The 20743-nt window shown below is 47.9% G+C and carries 20 protein-coding genes; 13 read left to right on the top strand and 7 right to left on the bottom strand.

All coding sequences use genetic code 11. The annotated features are described in order from the left end of the window. Nucleotides 1–4 precede the first annotated feature (4 nt). Nucleotides 5–652, top strand: coding sequence for a precorrin-2 dehydrogenase/sirohydrochlorin ferrochelatase family protein (locus HP568_RS16200; RefSeq protein ID WP_173629623.1), 648 nt, complete (start codon nt 5–7; stop codon nt 650–652). A gap of 37 nt (nt 653–689) precedes the next feature. Here the strand turns inward: HP568_RS16200 and HP568_RS16195 are convergent, their stop codons facing one another. Beyond that, nucleotides 690–1484: a GNAT family N-acetyltransferase gene (locus tag HP568_RS16195; RefSeq protein WP_254551273.1), complete on the bottom strand. Its 795-nt coding sequence runs from the start codon at nt 1482–1484 to the stop codon at nt 690–692. 74 nt (nt 1485–1558) lie between these two features. Between HP568_RS16195 and HP568_RS16190 the strand changes: the two genes are divergently transcribed. Beyond that, on the top strand, nt 1559–2254 hold the full coding sequence (locus HP568_RS16190) for a hypothetical protein (protein WP_173629622.1): 696 nt from the start codon (nt 1559–1561) through the stop codon (nt 2252–2254). After that, nucleotides 2238–2798 carry a peroxiredoxin family protein gene (locus HP568_RS16185; RefSeq protein ID WP_173629621.1) on the top strand — a complete coding sequence of 187 codons (561 nt, stop codon included), beginning with the start codon at nt 2238–2240 and terminating at the stop codon, nt 2796–2798. Before HP568_RS16190 ends, HP568_RS16185 begins: the two co-directional genes overlap by 17 nt. 49 nt (nt 2799–2847) lie before the next feature. Here the strand turns inward: HP568_RS16185 and HP568_RS16180 are convergent, their stop codons facing one another. Next, nucleotides 2848–4080: a cation:proton antiporter gene (locus HP568_RS16180; RefSeq protein ID WP_048031609.1), complete on the bottom strand. Its 1233-nt coding sequence runs from the start codon at nt 4078–4080 to the stop codon at nt 2848–2850. A 2-nt stretch (nt 4081–4082) separates the two neighbouring features. Beyond that, complete coding sequence (locus HP568_RS16175) at nt 4083–4580, bottom strand: cation:proton antiporter regulatory subunit (protein WP_048031610.1); 498 nt, start codon at nt 4578–4580, stop codon at nt 4083–4085. A 326-nt stretch (nt 4581–4906) separates the two neighbouring features. Between HP568_RS16175 and HP568_RS16170 the strand changes: the two genes are divergently transcribed. Next, the gene (locus HP568_RS16170) at nt 4907–5161 is read left to right on the top strand and encodes a hypothetical protein (protein WP_048031611.1); all 255 of its coding nucleotides are present in this window, start codon (nt 4907–4909) and stop codon (nt 5159–5161) included. 47 nt (nt 5162–5208) lie between these two features. Here the strand turns inward: HP568_RS16170 and HP568_RS16165 are convergent, their stop codons facing one another. After that, nucleotides 5209–6501 (bottom strand): dicarboxylate/amino acid:cation symporter, encoded by a 1293-nt coding sequence (locus tag HP568_RS16165; RefSeq protein WP_173629620.1) that lies wholly within the window; start codon nt 6499–6501, stop codon nt 5209–5211. Between the two features lie 247 nt (nt 6502–6748). Between HP568_RS16165 and HP568_RS16160 the strand changes: the two genes are divergently transcribed. The 3 genes from HP568_RS16160 to HP568_RS16150 all read left to right on the top strand — a co-directional run bounded on the left by HP568_RS16160 (nt 6749) and on the right by HP568_RS16150 (nt 9811). Beyond that, nucleotides 6749–7486 (top strand): stalk domain-containing protein, encoded by a 738-nt coding sequence (locus HP568_RS16160; RefSeq protein WP_173629619.1) that lies wholly within the window; start codon nt 6749–6751, stop codon nt 7484–7486. A gap of 215 nt (nt 7487–7701) precedes the next feature. Next, complete coding sequence (locus HP568_RS16155; RefSeq protein ID WP_173629618.1) at nt 7702–8391, top strand: response regulator transcription factor; 690 nt, start codon at nt 7702–7704, stop codon at nt 8389–8391. Beyond that, on the top strand, nt 8357–9811 hold the full coding sequence (locus HP568_RS16150) for a HAMP domain-containing sensor histidine kinase (protein WP_173629641.1): 1455 nt from the start codon (nt 8357–8359) through the stop codon (nt 9809–9811). Before HP568_RS16155 ends, HP568_RS16150 begins: the two co-directional genes overlap by 35 nt. A gap of 5 nt (nt 9812–9816) precedes the next feature. On the opposite strand, the gene HP568_RS16145 is transcribed toward HP568_RS16150, so the two are convergent. Beyond that, a complete protein-coding gene (locus HP568_RS16145) occupies nt 9817–10866 on the bottom strand; it encodes a DctP family TRAP transporter solute-binding subunit (protein ID WP_048031616.1) in 1050 nt (349 codons plus the stop codon). A 23-nt stretch (nt 10867–10889) separates the two neighbouring features. On the opposite strand from HP568_RS16145, the gene HP568_RS16140 reads away from it, so the two are divergent. The 4 genes from HP568_RS16140 to HP568_RS16125 are packed head-to-tail and all read left to right on the top strand — an operon-like array spanning nt 10890 to nt 15617. After that, nucleotides 10890–12536, top strand: coding sequence for an ATP-binding protein (locus HP568_RS16140; RefSeq protein ID WP_483862130.1), 1647 nt, complete (start codon nt 10890–10892; stop codon nt 12534–12536). After that, nucleotides 12523–13284 (top strand): response regulator, encoded by a 762-nt coding sequence (locus HP568_RS16135; RefSeq protein WP_173629617.1) that lies wholly within the window; start codon nt 12523–12525, stop codon nt 13282–13284. Before HP568_RS16140 ends, HP568_RS16135 begins: the two co-directional genes overlap by 14 nt. Continuing rightward, entirely contained in the window at nt 13271–14638 is a 1368-nt protein-coding gene (locus tag HP568_RS16130; protein ID WP_173629616.1) for a sigma-54 interaction domain-containing protein, read from the top strand. The genes HP568_RS16135 and HP568_RS16130 overlap by 14 nt, the downstream gene beginning before the upstream one ends. A gap of 49 nt (nt 14639–14687) precedes the next feature. Continuing rightward, nucleotides 14688–15617, top strand: coding sequence for a S66 peptidase family protein (locus HP568_RS16125; RefSeq protein ID WP_173629615.1), 930 nt, complete (start codon nt 14688–14690; stop codon nt 15615–15617). Nucleotides 15618–15742: 125 nt separating this feature from the next. Here the strand turns inward: HP568_RS16125 and HP568_RS16120 are convergent, their stop codons facing one another. Beyond that, a complete protein-coding gene (locus HP568_RS16120) occupies nt 15743–15895 on the bottom strand; it encodes a hypothetical protein (protein ID WP_173629614.1) in 153 nt (50 codons plus the stop codon). A 74-nt stretch (nt 15896–15969) separates the two neighbouring features. Further along, nucleotides 15970–17958 (bottom strand): serine hydrolase domain-containing protein, encoded by a 1989-nt coding sequence (locus HP568_RS16115; protein WP_173629613.1) that lies wholly within the window; start codon nt 17956–17958, stop codon nt 15970–15972. A gap of 272 nt (nt 17959–18230) precedes the next feature. On the opposite strand from HP568_RS16115, the gene HP568_RS16110 reads away from it, so the two are divergent. Next, nucleotides 18231–18818 (top strand): sensor domain-containing protein, encoded by a 588-nt coding sequence (locus tag HP568_RS16110; protein ID WP_048031622.1) that lies wholly within the window; start codon nt 18231–18233, stop codon nt 18816–18818. 4 nt (nt 18819–18822) lie between these two features. Continuing rightward, a complete protein-coding gene (locus HP568_RS16105; protein ID WP_173629612.1) occupies nt 18823–20631 on the top strand; it encodes a helix-turn-helix transcriptional regulator in 1809 nt (602 codons plus the stop codon). Nucleotides 20632–20743 lie beyond the last annotated feature (112 nt).

Raw genomic sequence — 20743 nt, 5'->3', positions numbered from 1 at the left:
GCTGGTGACGCACTATGCCATGATGGTCAATCTACAAAGCAAGCGTTGCTTGGTGGTCGGTGGCGGGCAAGTAGCCGAGCGGAAAATCGGCAGTTTGCTTGCTGCTGGTGCGGATGTCACCGTTGTGAGTCCCTCCTGTACGGCAACCATCCTTGAATGGGCACACGATAAAAAGCTAATGGTAGCACTGCGCCCCTTTAACCCACAGGACGTAGAGGAGGCAGTGCTCATCATCGCGGCGACGAGTGATCCCGCCGTCAATCTGACTGTATACGAAGCGTGCCGTCCGCATCAGTGGATCAATATCGTTGATCGCCCAGACCTCTGCTCTTTTACTGTTCCATCCGTCGTTGCACGTGGTGACTTGCAGATTGCGATCTCTACGGGTGGGAACAACCCGGGTCTGGCAAAGAAAATGCGCCGCCAGCTCGAAGAGTGGGTGGGACCGGAATACGAGGACTACACGCTTTTTCTCGGCAGCATGAGAAGACAAGTACTCTCGCTGGCGGTGAGCGAAACGGACAAACGGGCAATCTTGGCAGAGCTTTTGGACGACCGATTTTTACAATGGACCAAAAATGGCGAAACCGACCGAAGAGATCGGGAGGCCGAAGCGCTGCTTATCAAAAGAGTAGATCAACACGGAAAATAGGATGGCTCTCACTAAGCTACTTGGTGGGAGTTTTTTTCTAGTTTTTTAGCCAGATCATTTCCAAATGCCTCGCGACCTCTTGAAAGCCGAGCTTGCTGTACATTTCTTGCGGCGTATCATCTGCATAGGTCGTTAAGTACATATGGGTGGCGCCGAGTTTTTTGGCGTCCTGCATCATGACCCGAATGATTTCCGTGCCGAATCCTCTACGCTGCCAGGCATCCAGTATAAAAAATTCCTCCATACGAACGAGCTCCTTGTAAAGATGCCATTCACATGCACCGACTGGCTCCTGATCGACAAAGCACACATACGGAATAATCTCACTTTGTTCATAAATTTCTCTTTTCCGGTTCGCTTTACGGACAGCAAAATCAGGATTGATCATAACGGAATCAGAAGCAGTAAGGCAGCGTATGCCTGCTTCCATGACTTCGATTGAATCCCCTCGTAATACGGAGCATTGTGGATTCGGCGTCAGTTTATCGGCAACCTCCAGCGGAGCAAGCATGTACAGCATCGTATTTACTTCAAAACCAAGCTGGGTCGCAAAAGACACTAACTCTTCTGAAAAAGGTAGCGACGGGTGCAGTTCCAGCTTCAAGTGGCCAAGCTGCTGCTCTTTGGCATGTCGAAGCTCTTGCTCGATATAAGCTTGTACCCAGTTATGAGTAGGAACCGCCAAAATTTCTGTATAATTATGACTATACATGTCCGGGACCGATTCATCGCGATACACACGCACTTGTGGATGCTCCGTTCGCGTAGAAAAAGCAAGGGCATAGCGCTCCTGCAAAGTAAAAATATTCGTGAGCATTCCTTTATTCCCCATTTCCTGATATGGTGATAGTTGTTTGGATACTTGTCTTCCTAGAGTAAGCCATTTTCCTAAAGGAGGAAACGAAAATGTCGGATGCTTTTCAAATGGGCCCCTTTTTGTTGAAAATGAGCATGCTGGCGGTCATTGCTTCGCTTTCGCTCGGCTTTGTGGCGATATCCGCTCAGCTTACACATAACAGAGAAATGAAATCAGCCGTTATTGAGCTGTTGAGTAATGCAGTGGTGCTGGCATTTCTCGTTTGGAAGTTCAGCTATGTCCTGTTTTATTTTTCGAAAGCGGTGGAGAATCCCTCGTCCATTCTTTATTTTTCCGGGGGGGAAAACGGAGCCATGCTGGCAGGCGTGGCAGTTGTCGTCTACCTCACCAAGACGGTACGCAAAAAAGCGATTCCTGTTCATTTCGTCGCCTTGGGAATGGCGACAGGCTTTCTTGCTGCAACTGGTGTTTACCAGATGCTCACGGTCGTGTTAGAACAGAGCAGCATGTGGTATCACGTACAGCAGGTCGTCATATGCGCCTTGTTTCTTTGGTGGCTGCAACGGGAAAAGGAAGGACTTATTCATCTGGCGGCTTGGCTTGCGCCCGTAATGTGGTTTGCCATTAGCCAAGTCTATGTGCACTTTTTTGTTCCGAATCGAGAAGCTGTGTTTGCAGGACTTTCCGGCGATCAGCTCATGTACTATGCATTCGCTCTCTTGCTGCTCTTTTTGTCCAGACGAGTGAAGCCGATAGGGGGAACGACTGATGAAGAAGCATCATAATGTTTGGGCGATCGTCGTACTCTTGGCGCTTTTGGGATGGGGCATTTTTGATGCGGAATTCATGAATAGGCAGGAACCCATCGCTTCATCTGGAGAGCAAGGCAACGGGCAGATTGGAATTGAAAAAGGAAATACCGCTCCAGATTTTGAACTTCAGCAGATAGGTGGCGGTACGGTCAAGCTGTCCGATTTACGGGGGAAAAAAGTGATTCTCAATCTGTGGGCGACGTGGTGTCCACCTTGCCGCGCGGAAATGCCGGACATGCAGCGTTACTACGAAGAGAACAAGGAAAAAGGCGTAGTAATTCTCGGTGTCAATCTGACCGATACGGAGACGAGCCCGGAAGCTGTGGCAGATTTTGCGAAGTTGTATGGCATTACCTTCCCAATCTTGCTCGATCCTGATAAAGAAGTGGCGAATGTGTACAAAGCCATTTCGATTCCGACCAGCTACATCATTGATTCGAACGGCGTGGTTCAAAATAAATACATTGGCCCGATGAGTGAAGAAATCATGGAAAACATGCTGTCTGCGGTAAAATAGAAAAACCGACAGCAGGCAATATGTGCTGTCGGTAGTGATGTCTCTTCTATTATCCAGCGTCTGCTTTGTTCTCAGGCTCTTTGATTGGTGTCTTTCGATCCAGACGAAACACAGCATTGAGCAATTTGTAAATATGCTTGGATTCCTTGGTCAGCAATGGACCTAAAATGGCGAGAATCAAAACGTAAAGAGCCGCAAATGGTTGCAAAATTTCCATGAGTGCGCCCGCTTTTCCGAGATTAGCCATGATGATGGAGAACTCACCGCGAGATACGATGGTCAGTCCAATATTGGTAGAAGCCTTGGGAGACAATCCGGCACTTCGCCCAGCCAAAAGTCCGGCGACGACGTTACCGAAAAGGGTGAGGGCCACTGCACCAATGGACAACCATACGGCTCCACCTAATGACAATGGATCAATTGTCAAACCGAAGCTGAAGAAGAACATGGCTCCGAAGAAGTCACGAAACGGCAGGATGAGATGCTCGATGCGCTTCATGTGTTGTGTTTCTGCCAAGACGAGACCTACGAGCAATGCTCCGATGGCTTCGGCAACATGGATCGTTTCGGAAAAACCCGCAATCAGAAACAGAGCGGCAAACACCGTAATCATGAACACTTCGTTTGATTTGATGTTCAATGCCCGATTCAGGAAAGGTACGAGCTTGCGGCCTACGATAATCAGGAGAAGCATGTAGCCGAGTGCAATCAATGCGGATGAGAGCACGCCAGCAAGAGAAGTTGCACCGCTTAACACCAAGCCGGACACGATCGAAATATAGACGGCCAAGAATATGTCTTCGAACATGATGATCCCCAAGATCATCTCTGTTTCGCGATTTGCTGTACGTTTGAGATCCACCAGTACTTTTGCCACAATGGCGCTGGAGGAAATAGTGGTAATACCGGCGATAATCAATACCTCTTTGAGAGGGAAGCCAGCGGCCCAACCAAATATGAGGCCGAGGGTAAAGTTGATGACGATGTAAATGGTACCGCCTACGGCAATGGATCGACCAGCCTTGATCAGACGGCCTACCGAAAATTCCAGTCCGAGGTAAAACAACAGGAAGAGTACGCCAAGTCTGCCCATAAATTCGATGAGCGGGGCGCTTTCAATAAAGCGGAGATCAAACAAACCGATGTCGGGAGCGTGTGGACCCACGATCATCCCGACGAGAATGTAGAAGGGGACAATGGAGAATTTTAACTTCATGGAGAGGAACCCCGCAATTGCTATGAGTGCGAGGGCAAGACCAACTTCAAAAACGATGTGCTCCAATATCACTCACCTCCGTTGCTGAGAATAGTCTTGAGAGCCTTCACCTGCTTCCGTTCACCTGCAACGACCAATGTAGATCCTGTACAAAGGACATACTCGGGGCCGGGATTAATCGTTTGTTTATGGTCTTTTTCGATAACAGCGATGATGGTAGCGCCTGTTTCTTGACGAATGTTGAGTTCCCCAATCGTCTTGCCGATGGCAGGAGCGTTCGATTCAATCTTGTACCATTCGATCATGAGTTTGTCTAACGCAACCTCGACTGTTTCCAGTGCAGATGGTTTGTACGTCAAGCCGCCTATGATGGCAGCAATTTGTCTCGCCTCATCATCGTCAAGGGTAACCATGGAGATTGTTTCGTCTATATCATCACGGTCAAAATGATACATTTCACGGCGGCCGTCATCGTGAATGACGATAACCAGCTTGTCGCCACTTCTGGTTTCGACCTGGTACTTCCTGCCGATTCCTGGTAAATCGGATTCTCTAATAGAGAACATGTAAGATCCTCCTTCGCGCAAAACACTGTATTGGCATAGATAGCTGCTCTATTCTCCCAGTGAGCAACAAGTCGTCAATAATTATTTGGAATTATATCCATTCCGGTGATATTTTAGTAATAATCCCCCCTGTTGTGCGGATTATTGTCGACATTCATACCTACATCAACTATTATACACGAAATGACGTCATTTTTCTTCAAAATGAAACATTTTTATTAAAAAATGACACACTTATAAAAGGACATGAATATCAACTTTCCTCTAAAACGTGGTCGCTCCTCATGAGCGGACTTCGATAGAGGTTATTTTAAGGATGATGAAACATGGCGAACAAACAGTATCGATTAACAGAAGCGGAATGGATCTTTATTCAAGACATGCGGTCCATGGATATGGATGAGCTATTGGACATCGTGATCGCATTGCGTAATGAGGTAAGGGAGCTGGAGAAAAAGGCGGAGCTGATCAGAGAGCGCGAAAAAGAGGGCTGGCAGGAGGAGTATCAGGCAGCACAGAAGCGAATTAATCATCTGCGCCAATTCGAGGCTGAGCTTCGTAAAACATGGCCAAATGACTAAAGCAAAAAGAGGTTCTCTTTCAATAGAGGAACCTCTTTTTATATGGACTAGGCCGTGACCGGCTTTGCTTCCGAATCGTTGTCCGACTCATTGTTGGTTTCATCTGCTTGCTGGACTCGTCCAGGATGGAACTCATTTTCATGCTTGGCTATGACCACAGCAGCTACGCCATTTCCGATCAGATTCGTAATGGCACGAGCTTCTGACATGAATCGATCAACGCCGAGCAAGAGGGCAATCCCTTCGACCGGAATGATAGGAAAGGCTGCCAAGGTAGCGGCGAGTGTAATGAAACCAGAACCTGTGACACCAGCAGCCCCTTTTGACGTAATCATCAGGATTCCTAGAAGGGTGACCTGTTCCCAGAAGCTGAGCTCAATGCCATACGCCTGGGCGATAAAAATGGCAGCCATAGATAAATAGATCGAGGTACCGTCCAGGTTAAACGAGTAGCCCGTCGGTACGACCAGACCGACAACGGATTTGGAGCAGCCGTATTTCTCCAGTCGATCCATCATTCTCGGAAGAGCGGACTCTGAGGAGGAAGTACCGAGCACGAGCAGGATTTCCTCCCGAATGTATTTGATAAACGAGAAGATGTTGAATTTGTAGTACCGCGCGATCCCGCCCAATATGAGAATAATGAACAAAAACATCGTGATGTAGACAGCCGTCATCAAAAGACCCAGTCTGGTCAATGAACCGATGCCGAATTTGCCAATCGTGTACGCCATTGCACCAAATGCAGCTATTGGAGAAACCTTCATGATCATGTTGACGACACCAAAAAATCCGTGTGTCAGCTTGTCAAACAGCTTGATGACGGGCTGGGATGCTTGCCCCATGGCAGCGAGTGAGAGACCAAACAGGACAGCGAAGAACAGGATAGGCAACAGCTCGCCTTTTGCCATCGCCCCGACGACGTTTTCCGGGATGATCCCCGCAATAAAATCAATAAAACCGTTGTTACTCTGAGCAGCAGCCTCCGTGTACTTGGAGACGTCCCCACTGGTCAGGCCCGTTTTGTCAAAGCCTACCCCAGGCTTGATCAGGTTGACCACAAGCAGTCCGATTGCCAATGCAATTGTGGTAACGATTTCAAAATAGAGCAGCGCTTTGCCGCCGATCTTACCGACCTTTTTCATGTCTCCCATACTGGCGATTCCATTCACTACAGTGAAGAAGACAATTGGTGGAATGACCATTTTGATCAGTTTGACAAAAATATCGGCCAACACCTTCAGCTCTGCGCCAAATTTGGGTGCAAAATGACCAACTAGAATACCGAGAATGATGGCAATAATGACCTGTACGGTCAGATTTTTAAAGTTGATCCGCATGAAATTCGTTCCTCCTCCAGATTTTGAAAACGCTTTATTCTCTCCTTCGCATTGTATAAATTGTGTGAAAAATTGAAAATGATACGGTCATATTGGTTGTTTTGGTCCTTTTGGTCATGGAAATCCCCTCAAATTGGAAAGGAAAAAATCGATTGTTGACATACTCTCGACACGAACGATAGGTAAAGTAAGAGATGTACATAGTGACACGAAAGAAATAGACAACCGGGAGAATGGAGGATTTTCTATGTTCAAGAAGCAATATCTGGCGATTGCCTCAGCGTTGATTCTGACTACCACACTTATTCCGACGAGCTCTCAAGCAGCGACTGGAACGAAGAATCTGCAAGCTAAGTACAACAACATTAAAGTTATTTATAACGGCGCAGCTGTTCCAACTACAATCGAACCATTCATCGTAAACGGAACGACGTACATTCCACTTCGCATGATGGCAGACGTGTTCAGCAAGGATGTAGCATGGGATGGCACGAAGTACACCATCACGGTAAAAGACAAGCCGAACTCCCAGCACGCATCAGAGTTGGCTGCACGTGATGCTCAAATCAGAACCTTGCAAGGCACAATTGACAGCCTGAACAAACAGATTACTGATTTGAAAAACAGCAAGAGCAGCAGAGATGATGACGATGATGTCCAAGATGACCTGGACGACCTGGAAGATCAACTCGACGAGGACTACGATGACTTCAAAGATATCGAGTGGAAGTTCAAGCTGAGTGGCGATGAAGATGATATCGATGTAGAAATTGAGGTTGACCTGGATGATTACCAAGACGAGTACGATGATATGGATGATTCCGATTTCGAAGACCTCGTTGAAAGTGTAGTAAAAGACATTTGGGATGAGTTCGAAGATGCAGACATTGATGGTGAAATCGTTGACGAGGATGGCGACAACCTGCACGATTTCTCCGCTGATGCCAGCGATGAAGAAATCTTTTTCGAAGATGACGAAATCTAATTAACTTCCCGCAAAGTGGGGACGTTTCTCACAAAAAAAGCCTTGCTCCTTTACATGGGATGCAAGGCTTTTTTCCTATTTTCCAAAAACATCAAAGGCAAATTTTAATACAAGGTTGTAAACTGATAGAATAGAAGTACGTAGAGTATAGAGGGGACCATGCGAGAATTCGCGAATAGGAATGATTATATGTCTGTAAATCAGGTAGGGAAGATATGAAAAGCATTTTATTGGTAGAAGATGAACTGGTGATATCGCGCGTGCTGAAGGCTTACTTGCAAAAGGCAGGATATGAGGTCTGGCAAGCGAATGACGGGATCGAGGCCATGCAGCTTTTTGATGAAAAGAAGCCGGATTTGGTTCTATTGGATGTCATGCTCCCTGAACGCAATGGCTGGGAAATCCTCCAGTATATTCGCGAAAAGAGCTCCTGTCCGGTCATTATCATGACAGCGCTCGGCCAAACAGACCAAAAGCTCAAGGGACTGAATCAAGGAGCAGATGACTACATAACGAAGCCTTTTGTCGCGGACGAAGTAGTTGCGCGAGTCAATGCGGTGCTGCGCCGCTCTGTTATTTTGGTGAAAGATCAAGAGACTCGACTATTCGGAAGCTTGAAAATAAACTTTCAGTCCCATCAAGTAACGCTGCACGGTCTCGAACTGACGTTTCACCCGCGTGATCTGTCCTTGTTGCTTTTTCTGGCACAAAATCCGAATCAGACCTTTACCCGTGAGCAGTTGATTGAACAAGTATGGGGAATCGACTACGGGGGGAGTGATCGTGCCGTAGACCTGGCGATCAAGCGGGTCAGAAAGACGCTGGAGAATTGGCCGGTTCATGAGGGCGAGATCAAGACGCAAAGAGGGGTTGGGTATCAATTCTGTGTTTATTATAAAAAATGAGCCCGTATCGCTGCTGCGCTATTGGACCACACGCTATCTGCTCACCCTCGTGATTGGGTTGCTCATCATTGGGGCTGTCTCTGCTTATTGGATCAAGTACGCTGCGATTGAAAAGCAGATCGAGGTCACGCGACTGTTTGCAGAGGAAGTGGCTGATCGAGTCGTCGATGATGTTGGAAACATTTTGGTAGGGGAAAAGCTTCATCAGGTATTGGACAATCGGCGCAAGTTTATGGGTGTTGATCGCAACCTGATTTTGTTCATTGAAGATGTAAAAGGAGAGGTCGTTTACAATCGGCCAACCAAGCTGCCACCTCCTTTGCAGCAGGCGGCACCTGAGTTGTTGGATCAGGCGAATATATGGGATAAAGTGAGGCATCCGTCAGGTGAGACACTGTATGTAGTGCGGAAAAATTTGGAATACAATGATCAAGTCATTGGCAAAGTGATCTTGCTTTTCCCAGAAACAGATATCAAGGTAGGCAAAGAGGAAATCCAGTATTTGGTCATCATGCTAGGCAGTTTGGGTGTGCTTGGCTGGGCGGTGATTTATTTTCATGCGAGGAAGCTGTCTGAGCCAATTCAAAATGTGGTGATGTCCGCTCGCCAGATCGTTGAAGGAAACTACGACGTCTTGATCAATAAAACGATCAAGGAAAAAGAAATTCACGAGCTGGTGCATACGTTTGCGGAAATGGCAGACCGTCTTCGCCAGTTGGAAAGCATGCGAACAGAGCTTTTGGCTGGAGTGACACACGAGCTGAAAACCCCCGTAACGTCAATTAGCGGACTAATCCAGGCAATTAACGACGAGGTGGTGTCCGGTGAGGAGCAGAAGGAGTTTTTGGAAATCTGCTTGAAGGAAACGAAGCGCCTGCAAAAAATGGTAGAGGATTTGCTAGACTTCAATTCATTTGCCGTAGGAGCGATCACGGTTTGTCAGGAAGAGCAAAACGTGAACAAGCTGATCCGCGAGATCGCCTCACAATGGCAGATTGTCCACGACCTCGGTCATGTCACATTTACCGTTGGGGTTCTGGAAAAGCAAACGATGATCTATGTCGATCCGGGCCGTGTTCAGCAAATCTTGATTAACCTTTTGAACAACGCGAAACAGGCTGTCGGTGAGGCTGGAAACATAGCGCTTACTCTCTACAAAACGGACACCGATTTACGAATCGACGTCAAAGACGATGGGCCAGGAATACCCGCAAAGGAACAGCCTCTTGTGTTCGAGCGTTTCTTTCGGGGAAGCAATAAAAAAGATAAAGTACGTGGACTCGGTTTGGGGCTGTCCTATTCTCGCATGATGGCGAAGGCTCTTGGCGGAGATCTCCTCCTCGCCAAAAGCACGTCAGAGGGATCTGTATTTACGCTGATTTTGCCCATGCGCAAGGAGCAGACCGAGGAGATTGCTTGAGAGCTTCACCTGCGTTGGTGGAGCTCTCTGATTTTCTGCATCAAGGGTTCTCCGATACTCGGAGCGAATTGATCATAGACTGGTTGCAATGCTGCTATCCAGGCCGCACGTTCTTCTGCTGTCTGAATGTGGATGTGCATTCCCCCATTTTCTTGGAGCAAGCGCAGTTGTTTGTCATTCATCGAAACAGCCAATTGATTATTGTAAGCTGTCGCTTCCTGCATGGCTTCCGATATGGCTTGCTGAATATCGGCGGGGAGGTTGTTCCAAAACGTTTTATTAATTACGACGGCGTAGCCCAGATAGCTGTGATTGCTGATCGTCATGTGCTTTTGTACTTGGTAGAGCCGTTTGGTGTAGACATTGGAGATCGTATTTTCTTCGCCGTCTACTTTTCCGGCAGCCAGCATGCTGTATAATTCATTGAAGGAAGAGCCTACAGGGATTGCCTGGAGCGTGCGAAACTGAGCTTCGATTACGTTGCCTGGAATAATGCGCAAACGTTGACCGACAAAATCGGAAGGCATGATCAACGGGCGGTTAGCTGTCACTTGCTTAAAGCCGCTTGCCCAGAAGGCCAGCCCTTTCATGTCGGAATCTTCAAGCTTATCGAATAGTATTTGACCGATTTCCCCATTGAATACGGTTTCGACATCCTCTTGCGATCGAAACAGATAAGGCAGATCAAGCACAGCCCACTCGGGAATGCTGTTGGAGAGATAGGAGAATGCAGGTGCGATCATCTGGATTTCGCCGTTTTGCAAAGCAGTCATCTCGGTTTTCTCGGTGTGAAGGATACTGTTGGGAAAGACTTGTACCTCTACACGTCCGTTTGTCTTTTCCTTCACTAGTTGGGAAAAGCGTTCGATAGTCAGACCCTTTGGCGTGTTTTCTGCGATAACGTGGCTGAACTTGATGATAATTTGATTGGACAGCCCTACCTGTTCTTCGTCGTATCCTCTGTTTTCCATCAGGAAATCTTGTCCGAAGCCAATGATGACAGCGCTCACAAGTCCGAGGAGGACAATGAATGTACTGGTTACCAACGATTTCATTTTCAAACACCTGCTTACGTTGAATGAATTTGAGTTGCAAACCCAATGGAAAGGAAAGAACGAACCTGTTCGAACGCTTAACAATCAAATGGAAGATTATGCTACTCTCCGTCGGAATCGTTCTTTTTTCCTTGATCATCGGAAACTTGATCATGGCCGGAGGGATTATTCGGATTACGGAAACCCAACTGGGACAACGGCTGATGACCACAGCGCGCACGGTTGCGACGATTCCAAATGTACAAAAAAGCATTCAGGAACCAGACGGATGGAAGGTGATCCAACCGACAGCAAACAACCTGCGCGTCGTCAATGATGTGACGTATATCGTCGTGCTGAATAAGGAGCGTGTGCGTTACTCAGACCCGCTAGATGAGCGGATTGGTACGGTGTTTATGGACCCTGCGGTTGATGAGGCCTATGCCGAGCACTCCTATTTTCAAAAAGTGAAAGGAGAGATGGGAACGGCTCTGCGGGCCTACGTGCCGATCATGGATGACCAGCATCAGCAGGTGGGCGTCGTTCTGGTCGGACGTGTAATGCCTGATGTCTGGGGGATCTTGTACAGCGAGCGAAACAATATCGCGCTGACCTTTTTCTTCTCCCTATTGTTCGGGGTGTGGGGCTCCTATCAGTTGGCCCGTCACATGAAAAAGCAGATGCTCGACCTGGAGCCGGACGAAATCGCGCGAATCCTGGTAGAGAGAACCGCAACCTTCCATGCCATGCATGAGGGAGTCATCGCCATCGACAATCGGGAGCGAATCACGATCTTTAACGACAGGGCGAAGCAAATTTTTGGCATAGAGGGAGAGGTGCTGGGCATGCACATACGGTCTGTCCTGCACGACACCAGATTACCAGAAGTGCTGGAGCTTCGCCAGAATTTTACCAACACCGAAATTCACGTCGGCAATACGCTGCTCTGGTCGAACCGTTTTCTGATCAAGGTCGAGGAAAAGATCGTCGGCGCAATTGCGATTTTTCAGGATAGAACAGAAGTGGCGAGAATGGCGGAGGAGCTGACGGGCGTAAAAGAATTCGTTGGTGCGCTGCGGGTACAAAATCACGAGCACATGAATCATTTGCATACCATCGCAGGTTTACTCCAGCTCCATCAGCATGAAAAGGCACTCGCGTATTTGTTCGAGGTCAACGAGCAGCAGGAGGAGCTCACCTCCTTTTTAACAACACGGATCATGGATGAGAATTTATCTGGGCTCTTGATTGGAAAAGTAAGTCGCGGAAGAGAGCTGGGCATCCGTGTTGTCATTGATCGCAGGAGTCATCTGGAACATTTTCCGCCGTATATGGATCATCACAATTTCGTGCTCATTTTGGGAAATCTGATCGAAAATGCCTTTGATTCACTCGAGCGAATCGAACGCGAGGAGAAGGAGATCATGATCAGTATCGAGCAAGACGAGGAGATTTGCTCCATCCTGGTGGAGGACAACGGAATCGGTATGGACGAAGAGACGCGCCGACACATGCTGGAACGGGGATTTTCTACGAAAGAACGAGCGCACCGTGGACTTGGTCTGCATCTGGTGCATCAGTTGGTCAATAAAGGGAGGGGCGAGCTGGTTTGCCATTCGGAACCCGGAGAAGGGGCCAGTTTTCTCATAACGTTTCCGATGGAGGAGGTGGAGAGTCATGGAGAAGGATAATGATAATGTGCGCGTACTGATTATGGAAGACGATCCGATGGTACAGGAAATCAACAAGCAGTTCATTGAGCGCGTCCCTGGCTTCGTCGTGGTCGGAATTGCAGCCAATGGGGCAGATGGACTCAAGCTAGTGAATGAGCTTACTCCTGAATTGGTGATCATTGATATTTTCATGCCGATCCAGGACGGGGTGAAGGCTCTGATGGAGCTGCGTGCCGCCAAACATGCTGTGGACGTCATCGTCGTGACAGCAGCAAAGGACAAGACCACGATCCAATCCATGCTGCGCAACGGTGCCATGGACTATATTATCAAGCCGTTTCAATTCGAACGGATCAAGCAGTCGTTGGAAAACTATCGGGAATTTCGCCGACGGATTGATTGGGAGGGCACCGCATCCCAGGATGAGGTCGACCAGCTACTATTCCGCAAAAGTCCAGAAAAAGAACAATCCGATACGAATCCAGGCAGGGCAGTGCTGCCGAAGGGACTGCACGCTGTCACCATGGAGCAAATCATGCGTCAAATCGAGAAAGAGAGTCAGCCACTATCGGCAGACGATGTGGCCGAACGCGTTGGGATCGCGAGAGTGACGGCCAGAAGGTATTTGGACTATCTGGAGAAGAGCGGGAGTGTCAGAATGGATGTCAGCTATGGTGGGGTAGGCAGACCGACGAATCGTTATGTACGTGTCACTCCACAAGATACGGGGGGCACGGGAGGTAGAGAGCGCCATGATCGATTATGAAGTGTTATTAGGCTCGCTGTTTGATATCGTGCACGTAACAGACGCAGAAGGCAGAACCTTATTTTGCTCAGGACGATATGAGGAATTTTTCGGAATCGATCCCAAGGAAATGATGCGCAAGCCGGTTGAGGAGTTTTATCATCTTGGTTATTTTGCCCCAACGATCACGAGGCGGGTCATTCGTGACAAGAAAAAGATACATACGATTCAAACCACCCGCAAAAATCGGAAGCTTTTTGTGGAAGGCACACCGATTTGGGATCAGGACGGGAATTTTAGCGGAGTGATCCATACGTTCATTGATATAACGAGCCAGGAGCAATTGCAGCAGGAATTAAACGAAGTCAAGTACGTCGGGACGGTCTTGCAGAGTGAAATGACCAAGGAGAACAACAGACAAAAAGGAGAGACTAGCTTGATCTACCGCAGTCAGTCCATGGAGCAGGTCGCCCTGTTGGCCAAAAAACTGTCGCAGGTAGAATCATCCATGATCCTGTTGGGAGAATCAGGCGTCGGAAAAGGCGTGCTGGCAAAATACATCCACGAGTGCAGTCCACGGGTGGACAAGCCATTTGTGCACATCAACTGTGGAGCCATTCCTGAGACATTGCTGGAGTCAGAGCTGTTTGGCTATGAAAAGGGTGCTTTTACAGGAGCGTTCAAAGATGGGAAGGCAGGTTTGATTGAGAAGGCAAACGGCGGCACGCTGTTTTTGGACGAGATCGGGGAGATGTCACTCTCCTTGCAAGTGAAGCTGTTGAATGTGTTGCAAGAAAAAACGATTACGCCCGTGGGCAGCTCTGTTTCGCGAAAAGTTGATGTAAAGCTGATCACAGCCACGAATAAAAACCTGCGGCAAATGGTCAAGGAAGGCAAGTTTCGCGAGGATTTGTACTATCGCATTCACGTCGTCCCGTTGGAAATTCCACCGCTGCGCGAACGGCAGGAAGAGATACCCGTGCTCGTTCATTACTTTCTCAATGTCTTTTCGCAAAAGTACTGTTTGGAAAGACAGCTCGCAGATACCTGCTATCGCATCCTCAGTGAATACGATTGGCCTGGCAATGTACGAGAGTTGGAAAATGTGGTGGAACGGCTCGTCGTCACGTCTCACGATGTCCTCATTACACCCGCGCAAATTCCGCGTTACATTCATAACCAAGAGTTCAGTGAACACAAAGGGATCAAGGTCGATCGTGTGATGGCGATGCAGGATGCAATGGACGAGGTGGAGCGCCAGCTCGTGCACCGGGCCTATGAGCAGCATAAGACGACGACAAAGGTAGCGGAAGCGCTCGGAATCAGCCAGCCGTCTGCAAGTCGCAAGCTGCGAAAATGGCTATGCACCATTTGACACAGATGTACGATAATGGGGAGAGAAACCGGAGGAGGAGACTGCACAGATGAACAAAGGGAAAGCATTGCGAGCGGGAGATACAATCGGAGTAGTGGCAACCTCTAGCCCTGCTACAGAAGAAGTGCTGAACAAAGCAATGGCAGAGCTGCAAGGTATGGGATACAAGGTGAAAATATCGGATACGTGCCGGGAATCGTACGGTGGGTATTTGGCGGGAACTCCTGAGCAACGGGCGGCTGAGCTGAATGCCATGTTCGTCGACGAGGAAGTGGACGGGATCATGTGCATGCGCGGCGGTTATGGTTCCCCACAAATTCTGTCCTTGCTCGATTATGACCTCATCGCCCAAAACCCGAAGCTGTTTATCGGCTACAGTGACATTACGGCGCTGCATACCGTTTTCGGACAGCGGGCGAATCTGGCTACCCTTCACGGACCGATGGCTACCTCGGACATCGCGCATGGACTGGATGACTGGTCCAAGCAATATTTGCTGCGCGCCATGACTCGCCCAGAGCCATTGGGAGCAATCATCAATCCGCCTGGAGAAGAAATCGTCTGTCTCGTCGAAGGTCAGGTAGCTGGACCCGTAGTCGGCGGGAATCTCGCCCTCGTCTCCGCGTTGATGGGGACGCCTTACCAGCTCGATACGAGAGGCAAGCTGTTGTTTCTGGAGGATATAGACGAGGAGCCGTACCGGATTGACCGCATGCTGACACAGCTTGCTCAGGGCGGCTTGTTTGATGATTGTGCAGGCGTCGTCATCGGGACATGGACCGATTGTGAGCCGAAAAAGCGCGAGGGCTTCTCTGTCTGGGATGTGTTTCAAAATATCGTCGTCCCGTACGGAAAACCGACTATCTGGAACATTCAGATCGGACATGGCGCGTGCAACATCGCTCTCCCACTGGGCGTAGAGGCTAGTCTCGATGCGACAAACGGTAAACTGGTGATCGAAGAGAGTGTAACGATATAGTGAGAATGAGAGTGTGTTTTAAATGGTACTGGCGAGAATCCGTCTTCTATAAGCGGATTCTTTTTTTGTGGACGAAGAAAGGCTGCCGAGTTTCTCGACAGCCTTAAAGTGGGAGACAGTAGTTATTAATCTTTCAGCTCAGTAATCACGTTCGAAGCGTGTTTTTCATCAGGGGTAGGGAACATTTGAAATTGATGCTGAAGCTCGATTTCCTTCTCATTCAAGTCACTTGAATCTTTTTGTTCAGCTTGTCCCCTGTGTTTATCGCTAGTTTCCACGACCAGTCACCTCCCTCAAAGGAGTAGGGTATACAACAAGTCCCTACTTTATCCCAAAAAGAGGAAAAGGATGCTTATCGTTTAATCGGCAATGAATAGTAACCAAATGCTAAGTCAAGTAAGGCACTGGCTTCTTGACGCTTCAGTAAATCTTTTGCGCGGAATGTGAAGGAGCCATCTGGTTTTACCTTCGTGTCAGGATCGACGATGCCTTGTGAAACAAGAGCAGTGATCGCATCTTTTGCCCATGCGTCGGCTGTGTCTTGCAGCGTCACTTTGCTGGTTGCCACAGGTTCAAGCTGCTTTAAATTTTGGATCATGGCAGCAGCGACTTGTCTTGTGATTGGTGCCGATGGGTTCAAATTAGGGATGCCCGCGGCTAATTGCTGTCTAAGTACGTCTTCCATCCCGGCCATTACGTAATGGCCTTCTGCTTTGATCAGGGCGTCAGCAAATTCGCCTTGTGTCATGGTCCCTGTAGGATCAAATTTACTTCCTGATTTCGCTCCCATAATGGAAAGGGCGCTAAGGTTGTTGATATGGGTCTTATAGCTGCTAGTGTTAGGAACGTCTGAGTAGGTATTTTCCATTTCCATTTTTTGCGAATGGGCAACAAGGCTTAAGCCATTCATCGTTGTATAATAGAAGTATTTGATGTTACCGTTTTTGTCTTCCTTGAACGCGACTTTTTCTCCTGCCTCATCTACAAATAGCAATGGGCGAATCATTCGCAGCTTTTGTTTTCCGGTGGCCTCACTCTCGAGCACGAGTGATCCATTCTCATAGGTAATAGAAGTACGTGTCCAATAGGCACGCGTATTTCGATACAGCCCGAAATATTTTTGTGCATCCGCTTCACTCAAGGGCAAGTAATCAGGCTCAGCTTTTTTTTCTGTTTCTGGGAAATAATGATCCATGAATTCTTTGTAAATATCAGCGCTAACCATTGAATCATTGTTGTAGGACATGAAAAAGCCGGTTTTATGTTCCGGGATCAATACCATCAGGGAAGAATGGCCTGGCATGTTTCCGCCCTTCAAAACAACGTGCTGACCATTTGTATACTCTGGAAAATAGTTTTCAAAGCCTACGGTTGTGATCGGGATGTCATCCGCGAAAACCTGGTGCGTATGCATCAAATCCAAGCTTTTCTGACTGACGATTTCCTTGCCGTCAAATTTTCCGTTTTGCAGGTGCATGATCATGTACTTTGCCATGTCTTCTGCGGTTGATATAATGCTTCCCTGCGGACCATCAGTTGGAGCGTGTCCTTCTAGCGGACGTTGCTCGCCATTAAGATCGTAATTGGCAGCCATTCTCTTCATGAGCTCAGGCTTCAAACGTACACTGGTCGAGGCCATTCCGAGAGGCTTGAACACTTTTTCATCCATATACTGGGCAAAGGGGATTCCACTTGCTTTTTCCACGGCGTAGCCAGCGAGTAAGAATCCTGTATTATCATACGTATAGACTTCGCCAGGTGGTCGGATGATGGTCGGCATGTGCTTTGGAAGGAATTCATCCATAGAGATGTCTTGCCCGATGTATTGTGGACCGGTAAAAGTAGTTTCATCCGGCAATTCGAAGCCAGGTGTGTAGGTGAGCAAGTCGTACATGGTGACTGGTTTTCCTGTCTTATTCGGAATTTTTAGCCCACCGAGATATTCCTCTATATTGCCATGCAGGTCAATTTTACCCGCATCGACTTGCTGCATGGCAGCCAAGGCGGTAAAGGTTTTCGATACTGAGCCAATTTGGAACACCGTGTCTTTATCAACAGGGATTTTCTTTTCCTTGTCAGCGAAGCCGTAGCCTTTGTTCACGATGACTTTGCCATCACGGACGACAACAAAGCTGGAACCAGCCACATTATGTTCTTTCATTTTTTCTGCAAACAGTGGATCGGCAAACGCTTCTATTTCTTTGGCATCCACCGGCCCTTGGGTAGCAATGGAAGCAGTCTGAGTGGATTCCACAGCACCGAGCGACTGCGTGCATGCGGAAATCAAGGTTGTGGAGAGAAGAAAAACGACGAGACTCATTTTTTGTATCACTTTTTTCATGTGCGATTCTCCTTTTTGTGCTGGCAACACGGTTTGACGCACCGACTCTGAGAGTGAGCGCTTGAGCACAGTATGACAAAGCTCGTGTCATGCTCGGTAGTTACTTCCTGTCATCACTTTTCCGACTGACAAAATGATTTTGATGAAATGACATAACTTAGCCTGTCATATGACATTTTGATACTGGCTCATATGACGCGCAGTGGATTACGGTAAGGGCATACCGTCATCAGTGTGTCGGAAAAGGTATAGATGGGAGAGAATTAGCTTAGATGAAAAGAGCGATCATGCGTAACGTTCAAAATGTTATCTTTTTGCTGTATACATTTGTCTCGGGAGTATTTTATTTATGTTTTTACTTGGTAAGTATCGTGCTTGGCTTGGCCTTGTCATTTACCGTAGTCGGAATTCCGTTGCTCACCAATGTGTTGCGTACAACTCAAACCTTTGTCCAGCATGAACGTATTCAGACGAAGATTTATACGGATATTTCCATAGAATCGTTGGCGATGAGACAAAGAGCAGAGGGAAATCAATGGATGCAGGCAAAGGCGGAATTAATGGATGTGAGAAACTGGATATCCGTTTATTGGCTGATGCAAAAATTTGTCCTAGGCTGTATCTGCCTTGTGGTCGGAGTACTCATCTACATTGCACCCGTATGTTTTGCGTTCATACCATTGCTCTATCCTTTCGTGGAGCTACATTTTTTTGGGAGCGTAGTGGATTCAGAGCTGAAGGCATTGCAAATTATGAGTTTAGGATTCATACTCATGATCGGATGCTCCAAGCTAGGGAACGGTCTGGTACAATTAGTTGGTGGGTACACGCGCTTGATGTTCAAAGCAATTAGGGGATGATGGTTTGTTAGAAATCGTGAAACAATGGGCCTGGTATGACTGGGTGATGTTTTTTTTACGTCTGATCGGTTGCTTTTCACTAACCGTTACGACCGTAAAATTTGGAGATTATCTCACGCTACCCTTATGGATGGTTATACTTTGGGAAATGATGGTGTTTTCCGTCCCGTGGATTTGTTTAATGCTGAGCTATCGTTATTATCTGATAGCAGAAATGCTCTTGTTTGGCGGATTATCGATTTATCTCACGTCTATGTTTCCAGAGGCGTACCTTACTTTATTGATGCCAGCTTTTTTGATTGCCGCCAATAGTGCGGAGAAATCGTTTCGCTGGTCGGCTCCCATTACGATTGTTTTTATCCCACTGGTGATTATGTTTTTTTCTCGTGCATTTGATGTCTTCGTGATTTTTTCGCAAGTCGGGCTTGCTTATGCGATAGGGTTTGCTTTTCATTTGCTCATCGTCAACCATCGGCAAAATGAAATTATTCGCAAGCAAAACAGTGTGCTGGAGCAATACCTCACCCAAATCGAGAGAGTGACTTTGCTGGAGGAGCGGGACCGCCTCTCCAAGGACCTGCATGATACGATGGGGCATTCCTATGTCTCGATCATCATGGGGCTGGAAACCTTACGTCAGGATATAGCGTCGCAGGAAGGGACGCAAAAGCTCGAATCCCTCTTGCAGCTTGCGCGAAAAGGCATGAAGGAAGTGAGAGGGTACTTGCATCAGATGGGGTCACCGCAAGAGACGCTTCCCTTGGGTCATTCGTTGAGGCAGCTTGCGGAGGAGTTTCAGACACATGCAAAGGTAAATGTGCGGTTTCGTGCGATCGGAGAAGAGTATCCTGTTGGTAAGCAGGTGAAAATGACGTTGTTTCGCTGCTTGCAGGAATCTTTGACGAATGCCGTACGCCACGGGCACGCTACGGACATCGTCGTTTCCTTGCATTTTGAGCAGCAACAGACGAGGCTGGAAGTACAGGATAACGGTCACGGGGTGGAAAATTGGGAGGACGGCTTCGGGATCACGACGATGAAAGAGAGAGCTGCTCATTTGCAAGGAAGAGTATCCGTATACTCAGAGCGGGGAGAAGGAACGCTCGTTACTTGTTTGGTGCCGAGGATGGTAGAGAGTGCCGACGAAATCATTCGTTTGTTTATCGTCGATGATCACTCGTTTATTCGGGAAAGCTTGCGCTCCATACTCGAGGGACAGCGGGACCTGCGAGTAGTCGGAGTAGCCGAGGATGGGGCGCAGGCTGTGGAGCTGTGCGAGGAGCTAGTACCAGACCTGGTGCTGATGGACTTGGAAATGCCGAATATGGACGGGATTACTGCCACAAAACGAATAAAGGAAAAATGGCCAGGTATTCGTGTCCTTGTACTGTCTACTTTTCAGGATACTGAAAAAGCCAAGGAAATCATGCGCAGTGGTGCAGACGGGTATCTCTTGAAATCGATTGAATCACGCGAGCTTGCGGAAACGATTCGCCTCGTCCATCGCGGTGGTACGATGATTGCACAGGACCTGTTTCATAAAATGCTGGATGCACAGCCAGTAAACGAACAGGAAGATTTGCTCGGTGCACCGAAACTAAGCGAAAAAGACGAGAATGCTTATGGTTTAACGAAACGGGAGCAGGAGATTTTGCAGATGCTTTCCCAAGGCATGCGCTATAAAACGATTGCTTCCAAGCTGTATTTGTCAGACGGGACCGTGCGTAACTATGCGTCTGCTCTGTATGACAAGCTCGGAGTGCGGAATCGGGATGACGCGGTACAAAAAGGGAAAAAGGAAGGACTTCTGTAACGTATGACAGCCAGGGAAAGTAGGCCCTGGCTTTTTTTCTTTTTTATTCTGACTAAAATAGCTTGTTTATTGTAAATATTTCTTGTTCTGTTAATATAAAGTTTAGCCCAGA

The organism is Brevibacillus sp. MS2.2, assembly GCF_013284345.1.
Lineage (GTDB): Bacteria > Bacillota > Bacilli > Brevibacillales > Brevibacillaceae > Brevibacillus > Brevibacillus brevis_C.
The sequence above is the reverse complement of the archived record's forward strand: the minus strand, read 5'-3'. Positions and strand labels throughout refer to the sequence as shown.

What these genes read in the sequence shown, in the direction of transcription:
- HP568_RS16195 (WP_254551273.1), bottom strand. Translation starts at nt 1,484, where the DNA reads ATGGGGAATAAAGGAATGCTCACGAATATTTTTACTTTGCAGGAGCGC.
- HP568_RS16190 (WP_173629622.1), top strand. Translation starts at nt 1,559, where the DNA reads ATGTCGGATGCTTTTCAAATGGGCCCCTTTTTGTTGAAAATGAGCATG.
- HP568_RS16185 (WP_173629621.1), top strand. Translation starts at nt 2,238, where the DNA reads ATGAAGAAGCATCATAATGTTTGGGCGATCGTCGTACTCTTGGCGCTT.
- HP568_RS16175 (WP_048031610.1), bottom strand. Translation starts at nt 4,580, where the DNA reads ATGTTCTCTATTAGAGAATCCGATTTACCAGGAATCGGCAGGAAGTAC.
- HP568_RS16170 (WP_048031611.1), top strand. Translation starts at nt 4,907, where the DNA reads ATGGCGAACAAACAGTATCGATTAACAGAAGCGGAATGGATCTTTATT.
- HP568_RS16165 (WP_173629620.1), bottom strand. Translation starts at nt 6,501, where the DNA reads ATGCGGATCAACTTTAAAAATCTGACCGTACAGGTCATTATTGCCATC.
- HP568_RS16160 (WP_173629619.1), top strand. Translation starts at nt 6,749, where the DNA reads ATGTTCAAGAAGCAATATCTGGCGATTGCCTCAGCGTTGATTCTGACT.
- HP568_RS16155 (WP_173629618.1), top strand. Translation starts at nt 7,702, where the DNA reads ATGAAAAGCATTTTATTGGTAGAAGATGAACTGGTGATATCGCGCGTG.
- HP568_RS16145 (WP_048031616.1), bottom strand. Translation starts at nt 10,866, where the DNA reads ATGAAATCGTTGGTAACCAGTACATTCATTGTCCTCCTCGGACTTGTG.
- HP568_RS16140 (WP_483862130.1), top strand. Translation starts at nt 10,890, where the DNA reads ATGAATTTGAGTTGCAAACCCAATGGAAAGGAAAGAACGAACCTGTTC.
- HP568_RS16135 (WP_173629617.1), top strand. Translation starts at nt 12,523, where the DNA reads ATGGAGAAGGATAATGATAATGTGCGCGTACTGATTATGGAAGACGAT.
- HP568_RS16130 (WP_173629616.1), top strand. Translation starts at nt 13,271, where the DNA reads ATGATCGATTATGAAGTGTTATTAGGCTCGCTGTTTGATATCGTGCAC.
- HP568_RS16125 (WP_173629615.1), top strand. Translation starts at nt 14,688, where the DNA reads ATGAACAAAGGGAAAGCATTGCGAGCGGGAGATACAATCGGAGTAGTG.
- HP568_RS16115 (WP_173629613.1), bottom strand. Translation starts at nt 17,958, where the DNA reads ATGAAAAAAGTGATACAAAAAATGAGTCTCGTCGTTTTTCTTCTCTCC.
- HP568_RS16110 (WP_048031622.1), top strand. Translation starts at nt 18,231, where the DNA reads ATGAAAAGAGCGATCATGCGTAACGTTCAAAATGTTATCTTTTTGCTG.